Annotated in this window: 23 protein-coding genes, 1 pseudogene and 2 other annotated features (1 of these 26 cut by a window edge); of the genes and pseudogenes, 2 read left to right on the top strand and 22 right to left on the bottom strand. The window is 43.7% G+C overall.

Going from position 1 to position 26092, the window contains the following annotated elements:
* Window positions 1-44 precede the first annotated feature (44 nt).
* The 6 genes from B6A27_RS10660 to zapA form a co-directional block, all read right to left on the bottom strand.
* Window positions 45-1733, bottom strand: coding sequence for an AMP-binding protein (locus tag B6A27_RS10660; RefSeq protein WP_080862093.1), 1689 nt, complete (start codon window positions 1731-1733; stop codon window positions 45-47).
* 357 nt (window positions 1734-2090) lie between these two features.
* Window positions 2091-2498, bottom strand: coding sequence for a DUF350 domain-containing protein (locus B6A27_RS10655; RefSeq protein WP_044742983.1), 408 nt, complete (start codon window positions 2496-2498; stop codon window positions 2091-2093).
* A 15-nt stretch (window positions 2499-2513) separates the two neighbouring features.
* Window positions 2514-4868: an endonuclease MutS2 gene (locus tag B6A27_RS10650; protein WP_139788112.1), complete on the bottom strand. Its 2355-nt coding sequence runs from the start codon at window positions 4866-4868 to the stop codon at window positions 2514-2516.
* A 5-nt stretch (window positions 4869-4873) separates the two neighbouring features.
* Complete coding sequence (gene polX / locus B6A27_RS10645) at window positions 4874-6610, bottom strand: DNA polymerase/3'-5' exonuclease PolX (protein ID WP_080862092.1); 1737 nt, start codon at window positions 6608-6610, stop codon at window positions 4874-4876.
* Window positions 6611-6704: 94 nt separating this feature from the next.
* The gene (locus B6A27_RS10640; RefSeq protein WP_066146359.1) at window positions 6705-7244 is read right to left on the bottom strand and encodes a CvpA family protein; all 540 of its coding nucleotides are present in this window, start codon (window positions 7242-7244) and stop codon (window positions 6705-6707) included.
* 4 nt (window positions 7245-7248) lie between these two features.
* Window positions 7249-7515: a cell division protein ZapA gene (gene zapA / locus B6A27_RS10635; protein WP_044742986.1), complete on the bottom strand. Its 267-nt coding sequence runs from the start codon at window positions 7513-7515 to the stop codon at window positions 7249-7251.
* A gap of 489 nt (window positions 7516-8004) precedes the next feature.
* On the opposite strand from zapA, the gene rnhC reads away from it, so the two are divergent.
* Window positions 8005-8928: a ribonuclease HIII gene (gene rnhC, locus B6A27_RS10630; RefSeq protein WP_080862091.1), complete on the top strand. Its 924-nt coding sequence runs from the start codon at window positions 8005-8007 to the stop codon at window positions 8926-8928.
* Window positions 8929-9152: 224 nt separating this feature from the next.
* Here the strand turns inward: rnhC and B6A27_RS10625 are convergent, their stop codons facing one another.
* The 8 genes from B6A27_RS10625 to B6A27_RS10585 all read right to left on the bottom strand — a co-directional run bounded on the left by B6A27_RS10625 (window position 9153) and on the right by B6A27_RS10585 (window position 20625).
* Window positions 9153-12278, bottom strand: a complete 3126-nt coding sequence (locus B6A27_RS10625; protein WP_080862090.1) for an MMPL family transporter — start codon at window positions 12276-12278, stop codon at window positions 9153-9155.
* Window positions 12275-12727 (bottom strand): MarR family winged helix-turn-helix transcriptional regulator, encoded by a 453-nt coding sequence (locus tag B6A27_RS10620; protein WP_139788111.1) that lies wholly within the window; start codon window positions 12725-12727, stop codon window positions 12275-12277. Before B6A27_RS10620 ends, B6A27_RS10625 begins: the two co-directional genes overlap by 4 nt.
* 532 nt (window positions 12728-13259) lie before the next feature.
* Window positions 13260-14207 (bottom strand): ABC transporter permease, encoded by a 948-nt coding sequence (locus B6A27_RS10615; protein WP_080862089.1) that lies wholly within the window; start codon window positions 14205-14207, stop codon window positions 13260-13262.
* Complete coding sequence (locus B6A27_RS10610; RefSeq protein ID WP_080862088.1) at window positions 14200-15114, bottom strand: ABC transporter ATP-binding protein; 915 nt, start codon at window positions 15112-15114, stop codon at window positions 14200-14202. The genes B6A27_RS10615 and B6A27_RS10610 overlap by 8 nt, the downstream gene beginning before the upstream one ends.
* A gap of 561 nt (window positions 15115-15675) precedes the next feature.
* Window positions 15676-18090: a phenylalanine--tRNA ligase subunit beta gene (gene pheT, locus B6A27_RS10600; RefSeq protein WP_080862087.1), complete on the bottom strand. Its 2415-nt coding sequence runs from the start codon at window positions 18088-18090 to the stop codon at window positions 15676-15678.
* Between the two features lie 15 nt (window positions 18091-18105).
* The gene (gene pheS / locus B6A27_RS10595) at window positions 18106-19140 is read right to left on the bottom strand and encodes a phenylalanine--tRNA ligase subunit alpha (RefSeq protein WP_044742992.1); all 1035 of its coding nucleotides are present in this window, start codon (window positions 19138-19140) and stop codon (window positions 18106-18108) included.
* A 43-nt stretch (window positions 19141-19183) separates the two neighbouring features.
* Window positions 19184-19418, bottom strand: a binding site (T-box leader).
* 197 nt (window positions 19419-19615) lie between these two features.
* The gene (locus tag B6A27_RS10590; RefSeq protein WP_080862086.1) at window positions 19616-19822 is read right to left on the bottom strand and encodes a hypothetical protein; all 207 of its coding nucleotides are present in this window, start codon (window positions 19820-19822) and stop codon (window positions 19616-19618) included.
* A gap of 47 nt (window positions 19823-19869) precedes the next feature.
* Window positions 19870-20625: a TrmH family RNA methyltransferase gene (locus B6A27_RS10585; RefSeq protein ID WP_080862085.1), complete on the bottom strand. Its 756-nt coding sequence runs from the start codon at window positions 20623-20625 to the stop codon at window positions 19870-19872.
* A gap of 96 nt (window positions 20626-20721) precedes the next feature.
* Here B6A27_RS10585 and sspI point away from each other — a divergent pair, with 96 nt between their 5' ends.
* Complete coding sequence (gene sspI / locus B6A27_RS10580; protein ID WP_080862084.1) at window positions 20722-20931, top strand: small acid-soluble spore protein SspI; 210 nt, start codon at window positions 20722-20724, stop codon at window positions 20929-20931.
* 239 nt (window positions 20932-21170) lie between these two features.
* Here sspI and B6A27_RS10575 read toward each other — a convergent pair whose 3' ends face one another.
* The 8 genes and pseudogenes from B6A27_RS10575 to infC form a co-directional block, all read right to left on the bottom strand.
* Window positions 21171-21596: a hypothetical protein gene (locus tag B6A27_RS10575; protein ID WP_080862083.1), complete on the bottom strand. Its 426-nt coding sequence runs from the start codon at window positions 21594-21596 to the stop codon at window positions 21171-21173.
* Window positions 21597-21617: 21 nt separating this feature from the next.
* Window positions 21618-22404 (bottom strand): annotated as a pseudogene (locus B6A27_RS10570) (class I SAM-dependent methyltransferase).
* Between the two features lie 131 nt (window positions 22405-22535).
* Window positions 22536-23621, bottom strand: coding sequence for a M42 family metallopeptidase (locus B6A27_RS10565; RefSeq protein ID WP_080862082.1), 1086 nt, complete (start codon window positions 23619-23621; stop codon window positions 22536-22538).
* 68 nt (window positions 23622-23689) lie between these two features.
* The gene (locus B6A27_RS10560) at window positions 23690-24175 is read right to left on the bottom strand and encodes a dUTP diphosphatase (protein WP_044745970.1); all 486 of its coding nucleotides are present in this window, start codon (window positions 24173-24175) and stop codon (window positions 23690-23692) included.
* 14 nt (window positions 24176-24189) lie between these two features.
* Entirely contained in the window at window positions 24190-24690 is a 501-nt protein-coding gene (locus B6A27_RS19385; protein ID WP_369824166.1) for a DUF1294 domain-containing protein, read from the bottom strand.
* A 39-nt stretch (window positions 24691-24729) separates the two neighbouring features.
* Entirely contained in the window at window positions 24730-25089 is a 360-nt protein-coding gene (rplT, locus tag B6A27_RS10550; RefSeq protein ID WP_044745968.1) for a 50S ribosomal protein L20, read from the bottom strand.
* A gap of 38 nt (window positions 25090-25127) precedes the next feature.
* Complete coding sequence (rpmI, locus tag B6A27_RS10545; RefSeq protein WP_044745967.1) at window positions 25128-25328, bottom strand: 50S ribosomal protein L35; 201 nt, start codon at window positions 25326-25328, stop codon at window positions 25128-25130.
* A 22-nt stretch (window positions 25329-25350) separates the two neighbouring features.
* Window positions 25351-25896 carry a translation initiation factor IF-3 gene (infC, locus tag B6A27_RS10540; protein WP_080862150.1) on the bottom strand — a complete coding sequence of 182 codons (546 nt, stop codon included), beginning with the start codon at window positions 25894-25896 and terminating at the stop codon, window positions 25351-25353.
* Between the two features lie 140 nt (window positions 25897-26036).
* Window positions 26037-26092 (bottom strand) — a sequence feature (ribosomal protein L20 leader region) (it continues 76 nt past the right edge of the window).

Here is a 26092-nt window from a genome sequence, read left to right as displayed (position 1 = left end):
TTTTAATTTTAAAAATTATCTCATCTATTTGTCAAGAAAAAAAATTATCCAAGCTTTGCCTCTCCTTTTTTTGTTTCTTCTTCAATTAATGCGCGGCGTAAAATCTTTCCGACCGCCGTCTTTGGCAGTTCTTTGCGAAATTCATAAATGCGCGGTACTTTATAGGATGCTAGCTTGCTTCTCATAAATTCATTCAATTCTTCCTCCGTGCAATTCATCCCTTCTTTCAAAACGACAAACGCTTTAACGGTTTCTCCGCGATATTCATGCGGAACTCCGACCACAACCGCTTCGCGAACCTTCGGATGCTCATACAAAACTTCTTCTACTTCTCGCGGATAAATATTATATCCACTCGCAATAATCATATCTTTCTTGCGATCCACAATGAAGAAATATCCTTTTTCATTCATGTAGCCAATGTCACCTGTATAAAGCCACCCATCGCGCAGTGCGCTCTCTGTTTCAAACGGCTGGTTCCAATAGCCTTTCATCACTTGTGGCCCGCGGACCACAAGCTCGCCAATCTCGTTCATATCCGCTTCCTCGCCCGTTTCTAAAGAAATGATTTTTGCTTCTGTATCAGGCCACGGGACACCGATGCTTCCTTTCACTCGCTCCCCATCCCATAAAAAGTTGGCATGAGTAACTGGCGAAGCTTCCGTTAAGCCATATCCTTCAATCACTTTCCCACCTGTAAGCGCTTCAAACTTTTCTTGCACTTCCACTGGAAGAGAAGCCGATCCGCTAATGCACGCTTTAATGGATGATAAATCATATTTTGATAAATCGGGGTCATTTAATAAGGCAATATACATCGTTGGGGCCCCTGGGAACAACGTCGGTCTTTTCTTTTCAATCGTTTTTAATGTCGTCTTAATATCGAATTTCGGCAGCAAAATCATCTTATAAGCTTGCATAATCGATAAATTCATAATGGTTGTCATTCCATACACGTGAAAAAACGGCAACACTCCTAAAATGGTTTCTTCTCCTTTCGGACAGCGATACATCCAGTGAACGCACATAATTGTGTTAGCGATTAAGTTGTGATGGGTCAGCATCGCTGCTTTAGGAAACCCTGTGGTGCCGCCTGTATATTGTAGCAAGGCTACATCCTCCATCGGATCAATCTCCACATGAATTTCTTCCTTTTGGAACGTCGCCATGATCGTTTCCCATCGATGTTGGTGGTCTCGCTCTTCAATGCGGACAAGGGGCTGCTTTTGCTTTTTTTGAACGAATGGATAGAGGATTTTTTTGACAAGCGGCAAATATTCCTGAAGCCTTGTGACAATCACATGCTTTAATGGCGTCGCTCCCTTCACCTTCATTACTTTCGGATATAAAATGTCCAATGTGATGATGATGCTTGCTTCACTATCTTTAAGCTGATATTCCAGTTCTCTTTCCATATAAAGAGGATTCGTTTGAACGACAATTCCGCCAGCCAATAAAACTCCATAATAACTAATTACGGCCTGCGGACAATTAGGCAACATGATCGCCACCCTGTCTCCTTTTGCCAAGCCAATCTCAAGGAGGTAGCGCGCCAGCTTCAGTGACTGCTCATAAATATCGTGAAACGTTAATCGTTTTCCTAAAAAATCAATTGCCTCTTTTTGTCCAAACTGAGCTGCTGTTTCTCGCAAATAATCAGTCAACGTTTTCTGCGGATAATCCAGATGATGCGGGATTTGCGGGGGATAGTGGGCAAGCCAAGGTTTTTCCATCGTATCTCCTCCATTTTTGATAATTCTGACGATTTATTTTCATTTTATTACATTTTTTAAAAAATTACATTAAAAAAATAGCCTGTGTTACAGAATCGTCTTCATCTCAACATAATGGAGGACCCCCGCAGTGCTAGCTGATCATGTGCTGCGTCAGCCTTTATCGCTGTATAAGCAGGCGACAAGCCAATTTCGTATCTGACATCACAAGTCGTTCATTAGAAAAAATAAAGCGCCTACTTGATGTAGACGCTTCTCATATAAAAAAGAGCCAATATATAACACCGATCACAAGAAATACGCCACATAATACAAACAATACCTTTGCCAATGTTTCCATCTGATTAACTCTCCGTTCTAGCGAATGCTTTCCCCAATCACAAATGATAAGCCAATGGAAATGATCATCGAAATCAGTCCAACTGCCCGATTATCTTTAGAAATTTCTTCATCAATGTTAAATTTCGGCGTTAAAAATTCATAAATAAAGTAAGCCACTAGCAGCAAAATAAATCCGTAAACACCCCAGCCAATCACCGATAAAAGGGATTCATGATGATTGATGGCATATCGGAAAATGTTAGCGATGCCAAAAATTTTTCCGCCTGTCGCCATAGCCACGGCCACATTCCCATTTTTTATTTCGTCCCAATTTTTATATTTTGTCACTAATTCAAATATGGCTAAAAAAACTACCATACATAAAACAGCCACACTAAAATTTGCAGCAATCTTCACGATTTCATTTTCCCAAAAGGAGTTCATGGCCTTCTCCCCTCACTATTTCAATTCGACAATGGTGACGCCTGTACCGCCCTCCGTAGCTTCTCCGAAGCGAATGCTTTTCACAGAACGATGCTTTTTCAAAAACTCTTGTACTCCTTTGCGCAGCGCACCTGTTCCTTTTCCGTGAATAATCGATACACGTGGGTATCCAGCCAGCAGAGCATCATCAATGTATTTTTCAACGCGAACAATCGCATCCTCATATCGTTCGCCACGCAGATCAAGCTCTAAACCAACATGGTACTCCTTCCCTTTTACTGTTGCTATCGGCTTTGTTTCAGCTTGTTTGGCATTCCCGATATATTCGAGATCTTTTTCCTTCAGCTTCATTTTTAAAATACCAAGCTGCACTTGCCATTCATCGTCAGAAACTTTTTCGAGCAAATATCCTTTTTGATTTAAATGGATCGCTTTGACCTCATCTCCTGGCTGGAATTGGCGAGTTGTCCGTTTAATCGCTGTCTTTTTGCGTCCATCCATTGCCGGCATCGCCTCTTCTAATCGTTTTTTTGCTGCAATTAATTCATGATCCTTAATTTGTGCCAGCTTTTCCTTTTGCATATGCCGCAATTCCCGAATCACTTCATCCGCTTCCCGCTGTGAAGCTCTAATAATTTCTGCTGCTTTTCGTTTCGCTTCATCCATCCATTCATCGCGTTTTTCGTTTAAGTCTTCCCATTTTTTCTCCCATTCGCTGCGAAGCTGTTCAGCTTCCCTACGCACGGCTTCCGCTTTTTGTAATTCTTCCTCTGCCTGCTTTTTGCTTTGCTCAAGCGAGGCAATCATATTCTCAATTTTATTGCTTTCCACGCTGATCTGTGACTTAGCGCGATCAATAATCGCTTCCGCTAATCCAAGCCGCTTCGATATTTCAAATGCGTTGCTTCGTCCCGGCACACCGATTAACAGCTTGTACGTTGGACTTAGCGTATCAATGTCGAATTCCACGCTCGCATTCATGACACCGCTGCGATTATAGCCGTAAGCTTTTAATTCCGGGTAATGAGTGGTCGCTACCACTCGTGCTCCACGCTCATACACCTCATCCAAAATAGCAATCGCCAATGCCGCTCCTTCTTGAGGATCTGTTCCCGCTCCAAGCTCATCAAATAAAACAAGGCTCTCGTGGTCCACCTCCCGCAAAATCTCTACAATGTTGACCATATGCGAGGAAAAAGTACTTAAGCTCTGCTCAATGGATTGCTCATCACCAATATCAGCGTAAACAGAGCGAAATACAGCCAGCTCGGAGCCATCAAGAGCAGGGACAAAAAGACCGGCCTGCGCCATCAAAGTTAATAAACCGATCGTTTTTAATGTGACCGTCTTTCCTCCTGTATTTGGTCCTGTAATGACAATTGTTGCATACTCCTTGCCAAGCTCGATATCGTTTGGGACAACGATATTCGGGTCAATGAGCGGATGGCGCGCTTTTAATAAACGAATATACCCTTCATGGTTCATTTTCGGTTTTGCTGCGCTTATTTTTTTTGCATACTTTGCTTTAGCAAAAATGAAATCAAGCTCCGCTAGGCAATCGACATTGGCCAAAAGCACATCGGCATGCTCTGCCACTTTTGTTGTCAGCTCTATTAAAATTCGCTCAATTTCCTGTTTCTCCTTCACCCGCGCTTCCTGAAGCTGATTGTTCAAATCAACCACCACTTGCGGTTCAATAAATAAGGTCGCTCCCGAAGATGATTGGTCATGGACAATGCCGCCGTATGCATGGCGATATTCTTGCTTAACTGGAATCACATAGCGGTCGTTGCGAATGGTAATAATCGCATCTGACAACATTTTTTGCGCTGAAGATGACCGAATCATGCTTTCGAGCCTTTCCCTTACTCTTGCTTCTGTCGTGCGGAGCTGTTGACGAATCGAGCGCAACCTGTCGCTAGCATGATCTAGTACCTCTCCATGATCATCAATACAGCGCTTAATCGCCTGCTCCACCTCTGGGAGGGCCACCATTTGCTGGGCATATTGCAGCAAATGCAAAATCCCTTCCTTTTCGTCGTTTAGCGCGTCAATAAATTGTTTCATTTGTCTGCTCGCATAAATAGTGCTAGCAATGTCCAACAGTTCATGGGCGCTTAATGTTCCGCCAATTTTCGCTCGCTTTAAGCTTGAACGAATATCAAAAATTCCGCCAAGCGGAGCATGTCCGCGCAGCCGCAATGCCAAAACCGCTTCGTCCGTCTCTTCCTGCCACTGAACGACTTGAGCAAAATCGGATGAAGGAACAAGCCTTTCCACTTTTTCTCTTCCTAATGAGGAAGAAACATGCTCCAACAGCTGTGCTTTTACTTTATCGAATTCTAGTGCTTTCAACATTCGTGCCTGCACTGGTGTCACCTCTTCCGTTCGTGATTGTACTCATGGCGGCGTAAAAATTCCTGCAGCTTTTCAAGCGGCCATGTATTCATCACCGTTTCTTTGCGAATCCAACCTTTGCGCGCAGCCGCAACCCCCACCTTCATATCATCAAGCATCTGCAGGTGATGGGCATCTGTATTAATAGCCACTTTTACTCCTGCTTCCTGCGCTTTTTTTAAGTAGGCATAGGTTAAATCGAGACGATGGGGATTGGCGTTCAGCTCAAGGGCTGTATTCGTTTCCTTGGCTAACTCAATCAGCCTGTCGATATCAACCGCATAACCGCTGCGCCGCCCAATCAGCCGTCCCGTTGGATGAGCAATTAAATCGACATGAATATTTTCGAAAGCCGTCTTTAGCCGCTTCATGATCGTCTCTTGATCTTGAGAGAATCCCGTATGAATGGCAGCAATCACAAAATCTAAATCTTTCAATACATCGTCATCGTAGTCAAGCGTTCCATCTGGCAAAATATCCATTTCAATGCCTGCTAAAATAGTAAAATCGCGATATTTTGCATTTAAACGTTCAATTTCTTCCCTTTGTCTCTTCAGACGTTCCACCGTTAAACCGTTGGCTACCCTCAAAAATTGGGAGTGATCGGTAATGGCCATATAATGGTAGCCTTTTTTTCGGCACGCTTCTGCCATTTCTTCAATGGAGCAAGCGCCATCGCTCCAAGTTGAGTGCATATGCAAATCGCCGCGAATATCAGATAGCTCAATGAGTGGATAATCTTTCTGATATTTTTCAACCTCGCTTCCATCTTCCCTCAGCTCAGGAGGAATAAACGGCAGCTGAAAATGAGCAAAAAGCTCTTGCTCGCTTGCAAATGTCATGACTCTCCCTGTTTCTACTTGTTCAACCCCGTATTCACTGATTTTTTCGCCTCGTTCTTTCGCCAGTTGCCTCATGCGAACATTGTGTTCTTTAGAGCCTGTAAAATGATGCAGAGTTGTCGCAAACTGTTCTTCGGTCACTAAGCGAAAATCAACAGCAATTTCATATTCATAACGAAGCTGCAACGAAACTTTCGTATCTCCTTTGGCAATAATTTGCGAAATATGGGCAAGTTGCAGCAGTTGTTCACGCACCTTCTCCGGACGTTTCGTCGCAATTATAAAATCTAAGTCCTTTACTGTTTCTTTCATGCGCCGCAGGCTGCCAGCACGGGAAAAACGAATGATTTCTTTCATTTCTCTAAGCTGTGCCTCAATCTCTTCCGCAATAGGCAAGACAGCGGCAACAGGCAAGCGCTCGGGACGCGACCCCACCTCTTCAATGGCGGCAAGAATTTTATCCTCTGTTTTTTTTCCGAATCCAGGAAGCTTTTGAACACGCTGTGCCAGACAAGCAGCTTTGAGAGTAGCCATATCCGTTACACCCAGCTCTTGGTACAACTTTGCAATTTTTTTCCCTCCAAGTCCTGGGATCTTTAAAAGAGAAAGAAGACTATCGGGAATTTCCTTCTGCAATTCTTCAAGCGTTTTAGAGGTTCCCGTCTCGAGAAATTCAGTAATCACAGCCGCTGTTCCCTTTCCGATGCCAGCCAATTTCGTAAAGTCATCCATTTCCGTTAGGCTGCGCTCATCCGTCTCTAAAGCGTTAGCGGCTTTGCGAAAGGCAGAAACTTTAAATGGGTTTTCTCCTTTGATTTCCATATATAAAGCAATCGTTTCTAGTAAATGAATAACATCTTTTTTATTTTTCATTTGAAACACCACCTGTCCGTACCATTCACTACAAAAATGATACAGGTTTTCTTGGAAAAACACAAAAAACTTCTCTACTCTCATAGAGAAGTTACTACGATATGTAGTGAATCCACATATGCTTCAGCATATCCGATAAAAAAGGAGTATGCTTGACAATCGCACCTGCCATCAAAGAATTCTGCAATTGAGCCTGCCAGCTTTCAATCGGAATAAGAGCTCCGATATACAGCAATAAAAAGACAAGCAAATACACCTCGACAAATCCAAGAGCTCCGCCCGCCCAGCGGTTGATGCTTCTTAAAAGAGGCAGTTGTGCAACAAAATCAAGCATCGAGCCGATGATTTGCATCACAATTTTTGTCGCAAAAAATAAAAGGGCAAACGCCATTGCTCGATAATATGCCTCATCAAGGTGAGCGCTTTCAAATAGCATCTTTACCGTCTCTGGATCTCCAAAGGAAGGATATGGAATCCACAATCGCAGCGTCGGCACCAATTTTTCATAATTCATATAGGCAATAATAAAAGCAATCAGAAAACCTGCCATATGGATAAACTGCAAAATAAATCCTCGCTTTAATCCGATCATAAACCCTGTTAAAAGGATGAAAAGCAATACGACATCCACCATGGAATCACTCATCCTTTTCTCGTTTCTTCATTTGTTGTAAAAGTCGGTCATATTCCTCTTTCAATTTAATATATTCATGAACAGCGTTAACTGCTGTTAACACGGCTAGCTTTGTGACATCAAGTGTCGGATTTTTTGAGCTTATTTCCCGCATTTTATCATCTACAATCGATGCTACTAACCGAATATGGCTAGAGCTTTCCGTACCAACAATGGAGTATTGTTGTCCGTATATATCGACTGTAATTCGCGTTTTGTGTTGCTCCGCCAAATGATTTCCCCCATTCTGCAAAATCCTATTGTTTATCATATCATGAATGCTGTTATAGTTAAAGTAAACATGTTTTTCTTACTTATCTATCCAAGTATCAAGTCTCTCCATTTAGAAAGAATTCATTCTTGGTTTATAACATCGCTTCAACGAACATTCGTTCGAATGTTTGCCACGCTATACGTGACGAAGGCATTCTTTAGCTGTTTAACATCATCCACCGAGAAGTCACCCACCTCTAAACAAAGTGGAGGCGGGGGACGTTCATAGATGAGCAGTTCTTTCTTCAAGATGCAGCTATATACATAGTGAAACCATAAAAGACAGCATTCCATTCTTTATGATAGTATCATAAAATGAAATCGATTTTTCTTCATGATCGGTCAAAATAGTAAGAAACATGGAGTGATTACAGCCGAAACGCGAAGAATCGAATGAAAAAACAAGGATGATTCAACATCCCAATCCATTGATAAGAAGGTGAATATAGTGGCTAATTATGTTATACAAGCGACAGAAAGTACGATAAAGCGCATGGAACAGTATTATAATTCGTATATAACAGGGCATCTTCCTGCCGGCGCTTTATTTGTTGCAAAAAAAAATGGCTGCACGATTACTGCCTACCGATCAGGAAAGGTGCTATTCCAAGGGAAAGAAGCAGAGAAAGAAGCACAAATATGGAGCATTCCTGCTTCACAGCAGCCGACATTGAAAGAGCAAAACACACGTTCTTCGCGATTGTCCATTGTGTCTGCCGTCGGTTCAGATGAAGTAGGGACAGGCGATTATTTCGGCCCGATCGTCGTTGTGGCCGCTTATGTCGCTAAAGAGCAAATCTCTTCACTTGCAAAAATGGGCGTCAAAGACTCGAAGCAATTGACAGATGAGGCGATTTGCCGTCTTGCTCCTTTATTGATGGAAAAAATCGAGTATGAGCAAGCTGTGCTTTCAAACCACACTTATAACCAGTGGCAACAAAACGGAATGCCGCAAACAAAAATAAAGGCGCTGCTTCATAATGAAGCGATCAAAAAGCTTGTACAAAAGCTGGCTCCCGCATCACCTGAAGCCATTATCATTGATCAGTTTATTGAACGTGATCGATATTTTCTCTATCTAGAAGGGGAACGCCATGTCATCCGCGATCACGTCTATTGCATTCCAAAAGCAGAAACGGTCCATATCGCGGTAGCGGCCGCTTCGATCATTGCCCGTTATCTATTTTTGCACGAAATGGACAAATTAAGCGAGCAAATGGGAATGAATCTCCCTAAAGGCGCAGGAGAGCATGTTGACAGAGCGGCCGCCAGCCTCATTCAAACCCACAGCGAGGCCTCTCTCGAAGCATGTGCCAAACTCCATTTCGCCAATACGGAAAAAGCGAAGCAAATCGCTATGAAGTTTAAGTAACCATCCAGGAAAACAGGGCGATAGGTAAAGAAGCGAAGCCGTTTTTCAATCTCATCCTCCAATTATATCGAAGCGGGAACGCATAGCTTTTTTGCGACCATCTGGGCATTGCTTACTTCTTATATAGCTTTTGTCCGTCTCCTCTAGATCTTCAACTGTTCAAAAACAAAAACCGGAGCACAACATCTCTCTTGCTCCGGTTTTTAAGCTAACGAAAAACCTATTTATTGTCTGATGTACGGCCACCAGTTCGCCTTTCCGAACATTTTGACCATCACAGGGATAAATAGCGGCAGGACGACAAAAGCATATAGAATTAATCCTGTTAAAACAATGGTCGCAATTTGCAGCAATGAAAGCACGCCGGATGGGTACATAGCTGCAAATGTTCCGCCTAAAATGACAACGGCAGAAATAATGACCGTTCCCATATTTTTCATTGCCTCAATCAGCGCTTCCTGTATTGGCTTATCCTTATACTCGTTGAAACGATCCATTAAGAAAATGCTGTAATCAATGCCAAGCGCCATTAAGATCACAAAAGCGAAAAACGGCACTGCCCAGTTAATTCCGGCATAACCTAGCAGATTGACGAAAATCAATTCTGTGACAGCCATCGACGTGTAGTATGTCAATACAAGCGATAAAATCAAATACATCGGCATGATAAACGAGCGCAATAAAGCGATCAAAATCAGCGCAATTCCGATAAACATAAACATGACCGTGCGCGAATAATCTTTTTGCGAAACTTGGTCTAAATCCGAATAAACGCTTGTAACTCCGCCGATTCCTACTTTGGCGTTTTCTAATTTTGTATCTTTAACCGCTCGCTTAATGGCCTGCTTCAGTTCTTTCACTTGATTGATTGTTTCTGTCGAATAAGGATTTTTCTTAAATACAACATCTACTGTGACAACTTTTCCATCCTTCGACATATAAGCTTCTTTAGCCTGAGCAAATTCTTGGCTTTCAAGCACTTGTTTTGGCATATACCATCCCGCTAATTCTTCATCCGGCGAAGATGATAACTCAGAGAGGTAGCTTTGTGCAGAGCCAAGGCCATTTTCGACCTGTTTGAGCCCGTTCACGCTTTGGTCTAATCCCCCGATAAGCTCATTCATTTGCCCATCAAGCTGTGAAAAACCTGTCAATAGCTGCTCCTGTCCATTATTCACTTGATTTAATCCATTAGCGAGTTGCGGCAATTGTTGAACAATTTGCTGCTGGCCGTCCGCAGCTTTATCCATTCCTTGCTGCAACTGTTCCAATCCAGCGATTAATTTGGTCATTCCATCAATCAGCGCTTTTTGTCCAGCAATCAGATCATGAAACGAACGATTGGCTTGGCGCACACCGGCGGTTGTCTTTTGCAATGCGCCATTCAGTTGGGCCAATCCTCCAGCCATTTGCTTGGACTGCTCGGCAAGCTGAGCCACTCCTGCTTTTGTTTGTTGATACTCAGCATCTTGCTGTAACTCCGGATGTGTTTGCTCAATATGATTCAACGAACCATTTACCGCTGACAATTGCTGTGATAACACGCTCATGCCGGACTGTATTTGTTCATATTGCCCAAGCAATGACGATAATCCAGAACCGGCGCTTTCATAGCCTTGCAGAAGCTGTTCTGCTCCTGCCAGCAATTTTTCAGCATTTGCTTGCACAGATGCAAGGCCGTTTTTAATTTCTCCAGCCCCTACTGAGCCATCGCGAACGCCTTTCTCAATTTGCTGTAATCCTTTCTGCAAATCGCTGACTCCTGTTTTCAATTGATTCGTGCCTGATACAAGCCCTTGAATCCCATCTGTCGCCTGTTTCAATTGCGGCGCAGAAGCAGACAACTGTTGGCTTGCTTGACTTAATCCGGAGCGAATTTGTTCGATGCCGTCTGCTCCTTGGCCAATTCCATCTTTCAGCTGCTTTGCTTGTTCTGTCACAAATAGCTGCTCAATCGGCTCTCCTGTTGGTCGAGTGACAGAGCGAACGTGGTCGACGCCATCGACCCTCTCAATTTCTCTGCTCACTTTTTCAATTAAATAAAAATATTCATCAGAATTCATATTTTCATCATTTTTCATGACAATTTGCGTCGGCATCGCTTCTCCTGGACCAAAGCTATCGGCAATAATATTAAATGCTTTAACCGATGAATAATGGTCACCAATCTCCTCCATAGAGTTGAACGACAATTTCCCATCATATGTTAATAAGACAGGAAGCGTAATCACCGCTACAATCGCGAGCGATACAAGCGGTTTGGCAAAGGAAAAGCGTCCTGCTACTTCCCATAGCTTGCTTTGTTTATGCTCAAGCGAGCCTTTTAATGGCCAAAATAGCTTTGGACCAAGCACCGCCATAAAAAATGGAACAAGTGTCATCAGCGCTATGAGAAGCACAGCAATCCCAACGGCAACAGCTGCGGCGGATTGATATAACTTAAATGTTGACAACCCGATCGCCGCAAAACCAATCATAACGGCAAAACCGCTAAATAACACGGTCTTTCCAGCGGTGCGATACGTGGCCACAATGGCCTCTGCTTTGGTTTCACGCCGCGACAATTCCTCTTTAAAACGGCTTAAAAGCAAAATGCAGTAGTCTGTTCCAATTCCGAACAATACCGCCACTAAAAAGGTTTGAGTAAACGTCGAAAGCGGAAAATTCACTTGATCAACTAAAAAGGCCACAATGGATTGCGATACGACATATGTGATTCCGACTGCGAGCAGCGGAATAAACGGCGCCACTGGTGAACGGAATACAATTAATAAAACCGCTAAAATGAAAATGACTGTAATCCCTTCTGTTTTCTTTACTCCTTCTTGCGAGCTGACTACCACATCTTCATCGATCATCCAGCCGCTTGTATAATAGTGCTCTAACGAAATATTATCAATCGCCTTGTACAACGCATCACTCATCTGTTTGGCGCTGCGATCGTTCCGCTCTATTTTAAGCGATGTGAGGATGGTGGTTCCATCTTTGGACACAAGCTGATCTTTTAGCTCTTTTTCTTGAAAAGGCGATACAATTTGCGTAATCCCAAGCTTATCTTTATTCTTTTCTAACTGTTCAATCGCCTGTTCCGCTTCTTTCCAATCCCGATCGGTCAACTTCCCATCGCGGTGAAATACAAGCGCTACGCTCAATTCATCGCCCGTTTTCTGCTTTTTCTGGACTTCCTCCAAGATCTCGGAAGCCAATGTCGAGGAATATCCTTTCGGAACCGTAATTTGTCCTTTTTCGCGAATAAGGTCGGCCATATTCGGGGCTGTCATGACTAACAGCACAGCTGCAAGCACCCATATGCCTAATACCAACCATTTCCCTTTAATAATCGCCCTCACGCTTCTACCTCCATTTCATGCAAAGCAGCTGCCAGTTTTTCATACAGTTGAAGAAACATTTCAATTTCTTGCTCTGAAAATTTAATTATGAATGATCCGACAAGTTTATGAATTTTTTCTTCTGTCTCTTGAAACCATCGCATCCCTTTTTCGGTTAATGTTAAGTAAATAACGCGGCGATCTTTTTCATCACGTATCCTGCGAACCATTTCTTTTTCGACAAGACGATTGGTCATCGCAGTAATCGCACTTTTATTGACAATAAATGCGGAAGCAAGCTCTGTCGAGGTGCAAATGCCTCGCTTATACATATAGCGCAGCAAATAATATTGATCGTTTGTTATGTCTTCGTCAAGCTCACACTTGACAAGCATGGCCCCCCTTTTCATCACATCAAACGAAACGGAAAGATACCGTTCAACCAGCTCTTTTACTTTTTTCGACTGCAAAAAATCACCACCCAATAGTTAAACTATTTAACTATTAAACAATATAACTATTACACTCGAAAAAGTCAATGAGAAAATATTGAACATGCCATAATAAAAAGCGAAAGAATGAGATGAAATCGGAGACGCCAAAAAACCGCACATATATTTTATGTCGCAATAGCATTCTTATGCGAGGCTTATAGCATGTAGCCTTCCAAAATATAGAGATAGCCATTCTTCATCATATGGTCTTACTTTCAAATTTTGACGACAGCGATGCTCTCATGTCCAAAACATAGGGGAGTTCGTCAAGCAGGTGCTTCGGAACCCCCGATAAATGTATGTCTCCCACCGACACTTGGTTAAAGAAGTGGAAGACTTTTCAGTGGATGATGTTGCTATCCAAATGATTTTTTCGAAAAGAAAAGCCGTTTGCAAAGATCCAATCACCGAATGAGCTTTAAAGCCAATCGCTGCTTTTCCAGCATAAAAGGATGCCTTTAAAATTCGGCATCCTTTCTCAAACTTGTATCGTTCGTGTCCTCCTCTTTTAAGCAGCGATGTCACGCTTTTGAAAAATCAACCATGCAAGTGCATTAAACACGAGAAAATAAAGAAGCAGCATCATAATCGAAAACGACATCGTCATTCCTTCGACCATCGGCATTCCATCAAGATATTGGGACAAATTGGTATTGGCAAACAACAAATATTTAGCCCAGTCAAATTTCATCGCTAAGAAATATGTGATCTGCGGACCAATAAATAAGGAAAAAGTGGCTAAGCCAATCGCAAGCGATTGATTGCGAAAAACGGTCGAAATCATAAAAGCGAAAGTGGTCATCATCACTAAGTCAGCGCAATTGAGCGCATACATTTGCAATACATACCATATCATGCTCTTTTCTACGACCTCGCCGTTTTGATACGCTAAATACGGCTCTTTGATCGTCTCGATCCCAAAAAGGGCAGCGCCGCTTATCGCGGAAACCGCAAACAAAAGAACGAGCAATCCAATCGCAAACAACAAAGCAGCCATGTATTTCGAAAGCAAAATTTTAGCGCGGTTTGTCGGCCGGATCAGCAGCAGTTTAATCGTTCCCCATGAAAACTCGCTAGCCACACTTCCTGCGGCGACAATGATTGTAAACAACGTAACAAGAGAAATCATGCCAGCCGAGCTTTCAAGATATCCCCAAAATGTATTGGACGCGATCGGTTTAATATCATGTTTTAGACGATATTCGTTAATTTTCAGCTGCTGTGTTAAATAATCTTTATATGTTTTTGACATATTCCCTTCTTCTAAACTTGCTTTAAAACTAGCAGTCTCTGCTGTTACCTCCTTTCTCCAGTCCGCCGGTTCGCGATAGCTTGTTTTGACGATAATCGCACCGGCAACGGCAACTAGCACGAGCAACCCAATCATAAACCATGTGCCAAACCGATAATAAATTTTCATGTTTTCATTGCGAATAAGTGAAAAAAAGTTAGACAATTTCGTTTCCTCCCGTCATTTCAAGAAATCTTTCTTCCAGCGATTTTGCCAGCACCTGAATTCCGTATACTTGGACATGTTCGGCTACTAAAGCGGCATTGAGCTTTGGAATGTCGTGATAATCGATGTCCACTTCTATCCCTTGCCCATTTTGCTGAATATGATAGTGAGGAAAGCGTTCTTGAACCACCTGTGCCGCTTTTTCAATCGGGTCTACGATCCATAATACCTTTTGCGCTTGTTTTGACAGCTCCTGTACCGCTTCAATCGTCACTAGCTTTCCATGCTGGATGATCGCAAAACGGTCGCACATCATCTCCATTTCAGATAAAAGGTGGCTGGATACAACAATTCCCAATCCTTCTTCTCTGGCCAGCTTCCGTAAATAATCGCGAATTTCACGAATACCCGCAGGATCAAGTCCATTTGTCGGTTCGTCTAAAATAAGCAGAGAGGGACGATGAAGCAGTGCTTGGGCGAGTCCTAAACGCTGCCGCATACCGAGTGAATATGTTTTGACCTTGTCGTGAATGCGATGCTCTAATCCTACTAGCTTGATCACTTCATCAATTCTGTCTTTCGTCACTCCATTTGTCATCCGGGCATAATGCAGCAAGTTTTGGTACCCAGTCAAAAATTTATACATTTCTGGATTTTCAACGATAGCGCCAACATACCGAATCGCTTTTTCAAAATTTTTAGCGACATCGATGCCATTGATCAGCACTTCGCCGCTCGTAATATCCATTAATCCCACAATCATCCGGATGGTTGTCGTTTTTCCGGCTCCATTCGGCCCAAGAAAGCCAAATACTTCACCGGCAAATACCTCGAGTGACAAATCATGAATAATCGTTTTACTTCCAATATCTTTTCGGACATTCTTTAACTGCAAAAGCGGGTTCATAAGCTTTTTCTCTCCTTTGCCTCGTTTTCTGATCCCTTCTTTCTTGCTGTCCTGCATGAAGCCATCCTCCAAGCGCCAAGAAAAAGCAAAAAATCGCTACACGGTTCCCTATGAATGGACCTATCAACGAATTCTCTTTTTTCAAATCATAGAACAGCCATGCTTCGATCAAGACAGCCTCATAAGATATGAGATCATGTTCATCCATTCCCCTCCCTCCATAATAACGAACATAGGCTACAATAGGTTTCAAAATTATTCCATAAAATAAAGAGAGGGGGACCTATAAGTTTAATTTCTCTGAACTGGTATTATATCAAAAAAATGACACATGGAATCAAAAAAATATAAAGATCGATTGACTCAGATTGAAAAATCGGTATAAGCTTTCGGTATTGGATCTATTGGCGAGCGATATAAATCGAATAATCAAGCTGGGACATATATTCAAAAACAGATTCTATTTTTCAACAGTGGGAGGTAAGTTATTTTTAGTACGGAAAAGTTCATGATGATAAAAACCCCCATCCTACGCCTTGGCATAAGATGGGGATTTCCTTTTTATCCACGCAACGTAGCGCCGAATTGTTGTTCCACTGCTTTAATGACTTGTTCGTGAACAACTGTAACTTCTTCATCAGTAAGCGTGCGCTCTGGATCGTAGTAACGGAGCGCGAAGGCGATTGATTTTTTCCCGTCTGGGAGGCGGTCGCCTTTATACACGTCGAAAATCGCGACGTCTTTCAACAGCGCACCGCCCGCTGCGACAATCGCTTTTTGCACATCGCCAGCGACGACATGTTCGTCGACGACAAGGGCAATGTCGCGCGCGATCGATGGGAAGCGCGGAATCGCCGCATAGCGGATTTCTTCGACATCGGCGTTTAATACGTCCGCTAACGCAAGTTCAAACACATACGTTTCTTTTAAGTCATACTCTTTTTGCACGACCGGATGAAGCTGGCCGACAAAGCCGATCGTTTGGCTGTCTAACAAAATATCGGCTGTTCTTCCCGGATGAAGATGTTCGCGTTTCGCTTGCTTGTATTCGATGCGTTTCTCTAATCCTAACAGCGCAAACAATCCATCTAAAATTCCCTTGATTACATAGAAATCAACCGCTTTTTTCTCTCCTTGCCATAAATGCACATGCCACGCCCCTGTCATCACTCCAGCAAGACGTTCTTTTTCGTTTGGCAGCTCGCTCTCGCTGTTTGTCAAATAGACAGATCCGATCTCGTATAACGATACGTTTTCGACTTGGCGAGCGCGGTTATAGCTGGCTGCTTCTAACAGATGAGGCACCAGGCTCTGCCGCAGAACACTTCGCTCTTCGCTCATCGGTAGGGCCAAACGAATCGGCGCGGCAGCCTCAAGCGCAAACATCGTCGCCTTCGCCTCATTGGTGAGCGAGTACGTAATCGCTTGGAATAAGCCAGCATCTTCTAAATAACGGCGCACTTTGCGACGTTTCGCCTGATATGCGGTCAGCTTGCCCGGAGTGGCTTCAGCAACTGGGAGAGTGGCCGGCAAGTTGTCATAGCCGTACAGACGTGCCACTTCTTCAATGATATCTTCTTCAATGGCGATATCGCGGCGCCGTGATGGCACAGTTACCGTAAACGTTTGGTTATCTTCCGTGAAAGCAAATTGCAAGTTCGTCAAAATATGGGCCACTTCTTCTTTCGTAATCGCTGTGCCGAGCACTTGATTGATGCGGTCAAGCGTAATTGTGACCGTCACTTCTTTCGGCTGCCATGTATTTGCTTCCACTACGCCACCGACCACTTCACCGCCTGCGTACTCCGCCATTAACGCTGCCGCACGGTCCAGCGCTTCCTTCGTACGCGCTGGATCGATCCCTTTCTCAAAGCGCGTGCTCGCTTCGCTGCGCAAGCCATGGTCTTTTACCGCTTGGCGGATAACCGGGCTTGTAAAATAGGCCGATTCAATAAACACCGTCGTCGTATCATTTTGCACTTCAGAATTCGCGCCGCCCATCACTCCGGCTAACGCAACCGGCTCGCTTCCGTTCGTAATAACAAGATGATCGTTGGTTAATGTTCGTTTGACATCATCTAGCGTTACCATTGTTTCACCCGCTTTCGCGCGGCGGACGACAATTTCTTTGGAGCCAAGGCGATCATAATCAAAAGCATGAAGCGGTTGGCCGTACTCAAGCAAAATGTAGTTTGTAATATCAACAACGTTATTGTGTGGACGAATGCCGGCCGCCATCAAGCGCGCTTGCATCCAAAGCGGTGATGGGCCAATTTTGACGTTTTTCACAATTCGTCCGGCATAAAGAGGAGTATCCTCTTGTGCATCGACGCGCACAGAAATGTACTGGTGAACATCTTCATGATTTTCATGAACCCCCCTCTCAGGCAGCTTCACGCTTCGGCCTAAAATCGCGGCCACTTCATAAGCGACACCGATCATGCTTAAACAATCCGCGCGGTTCGGCGTCAAACCAAGCTCCAACACTTCATCATCCAAATGGAGCAGTTCAAGCGCATCGGCTCCCACCGGAGCATCACTAGGAAAAACAAAAATACCGTCAGCGTACTCTTTTGGCACAAGCTTCGACTCGATGCCAAGCTCCTGCAATGAGCAAATCATTCCGTTTGATTCTTCACCGCGCAATTTCGCACGTTTAATTTTGAAATTGCCTGGCAATACCGCGCCGACCTTTGCGACTGCTACCTTTTGTCCTTTAGCGACATTCGGAGCGCCGCAAATGATTTGCACTGGTTCTCCCTCACCAACATCGACGAGGCATTTGCTTAATTTATCGGCGTTTGGATGCTGGTCACGCTCCACGACATGGCCGATCACGACGCCTTTCGCCCCTTTGTTTAACACTTCAACACTTTCCACTTCGATGCCGCTTTTCGTGATGCGGTCTGCTAATTCTTTTGCTGTCACCCCTGTTAAATCAACATATTCCTGCAGCCATTTATATGAAACAAACATCCATCAAACCTCCCTTTACACCCGGTTGAATTGTTGCAAGAAACGAACATCGTTTTGATAGAAATGGCGGATGTCGTCAATGCCGTATTTCAGCATCGCGATGCGTTCAGGCCCCATCCCGAACGCAAAGCCGGTATATTTTTTTGAATCAAAACCGGCCATTTCTAATACATTTGGATGTACCATTCCAGCCCCTAAAATTTCAATCCAGCCTGTACCTTTACATACGTTACAGCCATGGCCGCCACAATTAAAGCAAGAGACATCCACTTCCACAGACGGCTCCGTAAACGGGAAAAAGCTTGGACGAAAACGAATGTCGCGATCTTCGCCAAACATCTTGCGGGCAAACTCGCGCAGCGTTCCTTTTAAATCGCTCATGCGGATGTTCTCATCGACAACAAGCCCTTCAATTTGAGTAAACTGATGTGAATGCGTCGCATCGTCGTTGTCCCGTCGGTATACTTTTCCCGGGCAAATGATTTTCACAGGACCGCGTCCTTGATGCTTCTCCATCGTGCGCGCCTGTACCGGAGATGTATGCGTGCGCAGCAAAATTTCCTCTGTAATATAGAACGAATCTTGCATATCGCGCGCCGGATGACCTTTCGGAAGATTGAGAGCCTCGAAGTTGTAGTAGTCTTTTTCGACTTCTGGCCCTTCGGCAATCGTATACCCCATGCCGATAAACAAATCTTCAATTTCTTCAATTACGCGCGTCAAAGGATGATGATTTCCTCGGCGCACTGGGCGCCCTGGAAGCGTTACATCAATCGCTTCAGCTGCTAATTTTTTCTCGACCTCCTGTTGCTCAAGCTCTGCTTGTTTTTCTTCGATTGCTGTTTGGATCGCTTCACGCACCTCATTGACAAGCGCCCCCATCACTGGGCGTTCCTCAGGAGACAATGCTCCCATTCCGCGCAGCACTTCGGTAATCGGTCCTTTTTTGCCGAGATACGCTACGCGCACCTCATTGAGCGCTTTTAAGTCATTCGCCTGCGTAATTTTTTCAAGCGCCTCTTGCTGAAGCTGCTGTAAACGTTCTTTCATGAAAAAACCTCCTCTATGCAAAAATAAAAAACTCGCCCCCTGCATAAGGGACGAGTGAAATCGCGGTACCACCCTTGTTAACAGCGAAAAAGCGCTGTTCACTTCATTGCGATAACGGCCATGGCCGGAACGCCTTTACATTTTGCAATAGCAAAATGGTCCAAGCGTCAACTCCAGAGGTGAATTCACTTGCTTCTACCATAAAAACGCTCCCAGTCTCCGGCGTTTTCTCCCTGGATGGCGAGGGACAAGCTACTCTTCTCTTTCATCGTTATTTTTCTTATTTCATTATTTTTATATTATAGGCAATCCATCCATCTGTTGCAACCACTATCTGCTGAGCGAACAAACGTATACGATTACTATCTCACGCTTCCCCATTCCACTCTATCAGCTTCTTGCTCCATTGTGTGAGCCGAAAGCCGCTCTACTTGCCGTGCTTGTTCCTCTGATGAACCTCCCCATCTCCCCCTCGTTAAGAAATGGAAGACTTCTCGGTGGATGATGTTAAACTGGAACTCTCTCTTTTTAACATAGCCACATCTTCTTTTTGTGCAGAGGCGTCTTCTTTGAACCGCTTCACCTCTCCTTGCAAATGAGCAATGCCCCTCTTCATTTGTTCCATTTCGGGCATTTTGTACATCGAGCCGTTCAATAACCGCATGGAACAATGCTTTTCCATATTGAATCGTTTCTTTTAGGATTCATTCAGTAGTGTATCTTTTACGTTTATCCCCGCAAATGGTAAAGCAAAATCCCGGTGGCCACTGCCACGTTCAGTGATTCAGCTTGTCCATGAATAGGAATGTACAAATTTTTCGTCGTCTGCTCAAGCCATTCCTTGCTGACGCCGCTTCCTTCATTGCCGACAAGAAGAGCAAACGCACCGCTAGCGTGTACTTTTCGATAATCATCGCCATTTTCTAAAGATGTCCCGTAAATTGGAATTTTTTTTTCCTTTAACGTTTGCATCCATTTGCTAAGGGAACCGCGGATGATCGGCAAATGAAAAAGCGAACCTTGTGTAGCGCGAATGACTTTCGGATTGTACACATCTACACATCCCTCTCCAAGAATCACAGCATCCACGCCGGCCGCATCAGCTGTGCGAATCATCGTCCCCACATTCCCCGGATCTTGCACCGCATCCACAAGAAGCAGCTTAGCTTTGCTCCAATCAAGCGATTCATCGCTTAATTGCCTGCATACGGCCGCAATTCCTTGCGGGGTTTCCGTATCGCTGATCTCCCGCATTACTCCTTCTGTAACAACTGTAATCGGAATATGGCCCACATTCCATTCTGAAGGAATGGCCTTGCTTTCCTCAATGATCAATTGAACAAGCGAAACACCGCTTGCTAAAGCTTCCTCCACTAAATGGAACCCTTCAATCAGAAAAAGTCTTGTCTTGTCTCGTTCTTTTCTTGTCAGCAGCTTCTTCCATTGCTTTACTTGCGGATTTTTTGTCGATTCAATCCGTTTCAATCTCCATTCTCCTTTTCTTTTTTGCCTGTCACTATACATAATAAACGAAAACGACGACAAAAATAAATGTGTAATACATAAAGCGAGGTGAGGAATTTGGATCTAAATTTACGGCATGCAGTCATGCACAATGTAGCCAACAATACAAAAGAACAGCTTGAAGATACGATTATGGATGCGATCCAACGCGGCGAGGAAAAATATTTGCCAGGTCTTGGCGTTTTGTTTGAAGCGATTTGGAATCACTCATCCCTGGAACAAAAAAATGATATGCTAGTGACGCTTGAGCAGGCAGTAAAACAATAAAACAGACTCTCGAAAATGTCCGTCCCGCCGCTTTCCATCAAATGATGCAGCGGGACGGCGTTTTCTTTATGACTGATTTTTAAGTCGATGTCTTTGTTTATGTCGGTTGTTGCATCTGTGAACGAAAAGATGGGAACGCATGAACGATTCCAAAACAACATTCCCATTTTTGTAATAGTCAAAGACGAGCGGGTTCATCCTCTGCCTATTTTGGGACAAATGCTGATAATCCAGTTTATCTATTTCAGATCAATGGTTAATGCCGCATTTTTTGCATGAGGCGTAAATGTTGTTTTCCCCGTTGGTAACCGTTCTTTCTTGCTATCCTTTACGCCCTCTTTTTTATTTTTTAAATACTCGTCAATCGTGCGATAGTGAGTAGGAGAAACCTCAAACGTATAAGTAACGCCGGAATATAAATGCAACTTAAGGGATTTACTATTTACAATCATCAATTGAACTTGAGGAATATAAGCAATGTCTTTGTTTTGATATCCTTCTGAAACGATATGGACCAAGAATTTAGAATATTGGCCGTCTTGATCTACGATTTTGATAGTGACAGGTATTTTATCAGGAAGTTGACTCTTCGTATCTTTTGGATGAGAACAAGCAACAATGAATATAACAAAGGCCGTGATGAATAAACCACGCTTTTTTATCATCAACACCTCCCTTAAAAATTATTAAAAAGGCCATAAGGCTTTCTGTTCTTTCACCGCGACAATGCGTATGCGCTTGTAATCCGCCACCCATTCTCCTCTCTTCCATAGATAAGGCTTTAGTGATTCTTTTATTTTTTCATAGAGAAATAGCTTTTCTTCTACATCGATTCCTAGAAAAAAATCGCCGCCAAAACTATCAAGCCAGTGGATAAGGCCTTGTTCGCCATCAGCCAGTGGAGTTGGACGGTCAAAATGGATTGCGTGCAACACGCGAAATCCATACCTTTCAAGCAACGCACTATACTCTCCAATGCTCGGAAAATACCACGGGTTCCTCTTCTCATAAATTCCGGCGTACTGCGCTAGCACCATTTGAATCGCTTGAACAATCGCTGATATATTTCCTTTTCCACCAAATTCAGCCACAAACCTTCCGTTAGGCTTTAATGACAGGAAAATGGATTCAACCACCTTCTCCACATTTTTCATCCAATGTAATGCTGCATTGGAAAACACTTCATCATACAGCTCACTTGTTCGAAATGACTCCCCGTTGTCTATAATGAAGCAAATATCTTCATACTTTTCACGAGCTTTCGCAATCATTTCAGAAGATGCGTCCATTCCGACAACAATGGCTCCTGATTTAGAAATTTCATAGCTCAAATCGCCCGTGCCACAACCTAAATCAAGGATTCTCTCCCCCTGCTTGTGGATTCAGCCATTCAATGACTCCTTTTCCGAGATCAGAAACAAAACGAAACTTTTTATCATATAAACTTGGATCCCATGCATTCAAAGACGCCATTGACTTTCCCCCTCACAGCCCATATTGGATTGAGTTCGTCTTTCCATTATTTCCAAGCATTTTTAACAAAAAATGCTCCATCGTATGAAATGGAGCATTCTTCTTACATCGTATGACAGTCCGTTTATTCCTCAATCAAACGTAATCTCTTTCACTTTTGCTTCATCAAGGCGCTTAATCACTTCGACAAGCAGTTTCACCGTGTTTTCATAATCGTCGCGGTGAAGCATCGCAGCATGCGAGTGGATGTAACGCGTCGGGATGGCAATCGTCAGCGCCGGAACACCGCTTGCCGTCAGGTGGATAGCGCCCGCATCCGTTCCTCCGCCCGGCATCGCGTCAAAATGGTATGGGATCTTTAATTCTTCTGCTACATCAATGACAAACTCGCGCAACCCTCTATGCGACACGAGCGTCGCATCATATAGCACGATATGCGGGCCAGCACCGAGTTTGCCCATCGCTTCTTTCTCCGAAACACCTGGTGTATCTCCAGCAATGCCGACATCGACAGCAAACGCAATATCCGGTTGAATGAAATTTGCCGACGTTTTCGCGCCGCGCAATCCGACTTCTTCTTGAACAGTACCAACACCATAAACGATGTTCGGATGCTCGACATCTTTCAGCTGCTTTAATACATCAATGGCAATGGCACAGCCAATACGGTTGTCCCACGCTTTCGCAAGCAACATTTTTTCATTATTCATGACCGTAAATTCAAAATACGGAACGATCGAATCACCCGGGCGCACCCCCCATTCCATCGCTTCATCGCGGCTAGATGCGCCGATATCGATAAACATATCTTTAATTTCGACCGGTTTTTTGCGCGCCTCCGGCGGTAAAATATGCGGTGGCTTTGAACCGATCACACCGGTGATTTCTCCTTTTTTCGTGATGATGGTGACACGCTGGGCGAGCATCACTTGTCCCCACCAGCCTCCAAGCGTCTGAAAGCGGATAAATCCTTTTTCATCAATTTGCGTCACCATAAAACCGACTTCATCAAGGTGACCAGCCACCATAATCTTCGGACCGTTTTCTTTTCCTGTTTTTTTCGCGACAAGACTGCCGAGCCCGTCTGTTGTGACCTCATCAGCATAAGGAGCTATGTATTTTTTCATGACTTCCCGCACTTCTCGTTCATTGCCGGGCACACCTTTGGCATCCGTTAATTCCTTTAGCATGGTTAACGTCGGATCTAGCTTTGCCATATTCAAACTCCTTTCATATGTACTCCATCCCCATTATAACGAAAAGAAGTACCAATGTACAAAATTTGTTAATAATTCTGATTTTGCCGTTCGTGATTAATTTCATTTTTTTTCCTATAGGCTTGTTCCATTTGCTCAAGGGAAAAACCTAGTTGGTTGCCTAAACGCAAATATTCAGCAAATAAATGCTGGTAGCTTGCCAAAGATTTGGCTTCATAAAACTGGTGGGCAGCTTGAAAAACGAATAAAAACTGTTCAACTAACGAACGAGTCTCTGATACTCGATCATCAGCTGTAAAATCAAATCCGCATTCCAAACCAAGCGATAGAATAAAGTGCAAGCCATCCACATATTCTTCTAATATTTTGTCTTGCGGCGCTGGCGGCTTCACACTCCAAAACTTAAAACAGCGTGTTTCATTGGCGAGCTCTCCAAGCTCAACAAGCAAAGCTAGCACTTTCCGGTCGACAAGATTTTCATGTTGCAGCCCATGCTGTGTCTCAATTCGTTCATCAAGCTGGCGCTGCAATGAATAAAGCATTTGTACGTTCATTTTCTTCTCCCCCGCTATTGATAAAGAATAACATAAATAAGCATATCGAAAATAGCCAAAAGCGGCAATCCATAACGAAAGAGGTGGTGTCGCGTTTTATGGTGAAAGCCATACATGCCAATGGCTGCTCCGATTGCGCCTCCGGCAAGAGCAAACAACCAGATCGTCCGCTCAGCAATCCGCCATTTCCCTTTTCTTGCCTTCTGTTTATCAAGCCCCATTATTAAAAAGCTAACGGCATTCACAATCGCCATATACCATTCCATGCTCCTCTCCACCTCTCTTGAGTCATGACCGGATGACCATGCTGATGAAAAAATGACCATTCTCGTTTGGAGAATGGTCATCACAGACTGTTGTTCAACGCTTGCATCTTGGCCAATGACCGCGTTCGCCCGCTCATGAGCTTCTTTTGTTCGCTTCGCGTCTTCATCCGGCTTCGTTCCATGTTTGGTTAAGCGTTTTACATCCGGCCTGATGTGGAAATACATGATGCTTAAAATGGTTGTAGACAAAGTCAACACCGACTTTGTCTACAACTTCCATCTGTCTCTTTATTTATTTAAGTTAGCTTTTGCAATATCAGCCAGTTGCGCGAATGCTGCTGCATCGTTTACAGCCAACTCAGCAAGCATTTTGCGGTTTACTTCTACACCAGCAAGCTTTAAGCCATGCATTAAGCGGCTGTAAGAAAGTCCGTTCATGCGAGCTGCCGCGTTGATACGCGTAATCCAAAGCTTGCGAAAATCGCGTTTCCGTTGACGACGGTCGCGATATGCATACATTAATGATTTCATTACTTGTTGGTTTGCGACTTTATATAAACGATGCTTAGAACCGAAATAGCCTTTTGCAAGTTTAAGAACTTTTTTGCGACGTCTGCGCGTTACTGTTCCGCCTTTAACACGTGGCATCTGTTATTCCCTCCTACGATTATGTTTCATTCCAAAAATTATTTTAAGTTGTCTAGCATTTGACGAATACGTTTAAAATCTCCAGAAGATACAAGCGTTCCTTTGCGAAGCTTGCGTTTTTGCTTTTGAGTTTTATTAGCAAACAAGTGGCTAGTAAACGCATGAGAACGCTTCAATTTACCAGTACCCGTCTTTTTAAAACGCTTTGCAGAGCCTCTGTGAGTTTTCATTTTTGGCATAGGGTGTATCCTCCTCGTTCGGTTATTTGTCGTTTTTCGGTGCGAGCACTAAAAACATGCTGCGTCCGTCCATTTTCGGAGCAGATTCAACAACGCTAATATCAGCGCAGGCCTCAGAAAAACGGTCCAACACGCGCTGGCCAATTTCTTTATGGGTAATAGCCCGCCCTTTAAAGCGAATGGTTGCCTTTACTTTATCGCCTTTTTCAAGGAATTTGCGCGCATTGCGAAGCTTCGTATTAAAATCATGCTCTTCAATTGTCGGGCTCAAACGAACCTCTTTCACATTAATGACTTTTTGCTTTTTACGCGCTTCCTTTTCTTTCTTTTGTTGCTCAAAACGGAATTTGCCGTAATCCATAATTCGGCATACCGGTGGTTTAGCGTTTGGCGCGACCATAACCAAATCAAGGTTCAATCTGGCTGCAATTTCCAACGCCTCTTGTTTTGATTTAATGCCTAATTGCTCTCCGTTTGGATCAATTAAACGAACTTCGCGCGCACGAATGCTTTCGTTAACGATAAAATCTTTGCTAATAACTAGCCACCTCCAAGGTTTTTTACGAATGACTTGTTTGCATAATGCACCCTTTGCTAGGAAACCGAAGCGAAACACTCGTTTCTGCGTTTCATTTTTGCTTGGCCGTTGTCTTTCCTCTCCACCATATACTCATGAAGAATACGGGGCTTTGGAAGACTCGCAGCCTTGCATACAAAAAAGCATGAGTGCATACGACACCCATGCTTTTACGATCGGACTTTTC

Origin of the sequence: Anoxybacillus sp. UARK-01 (genome assembly GCF_002075365.1) — a bacterium.
GTDB lineage: Bacteria > Bacillota > Bacilli > Bacillales > Anoxybacillaceae > Anoxybacteroides > Anoxybacteroides rupiense.
The sequence above is the reverse complement of the archived record's forward strand: the minus strand, read 5'-3'. Positions and strand labels throughout refer to the sequence as shown.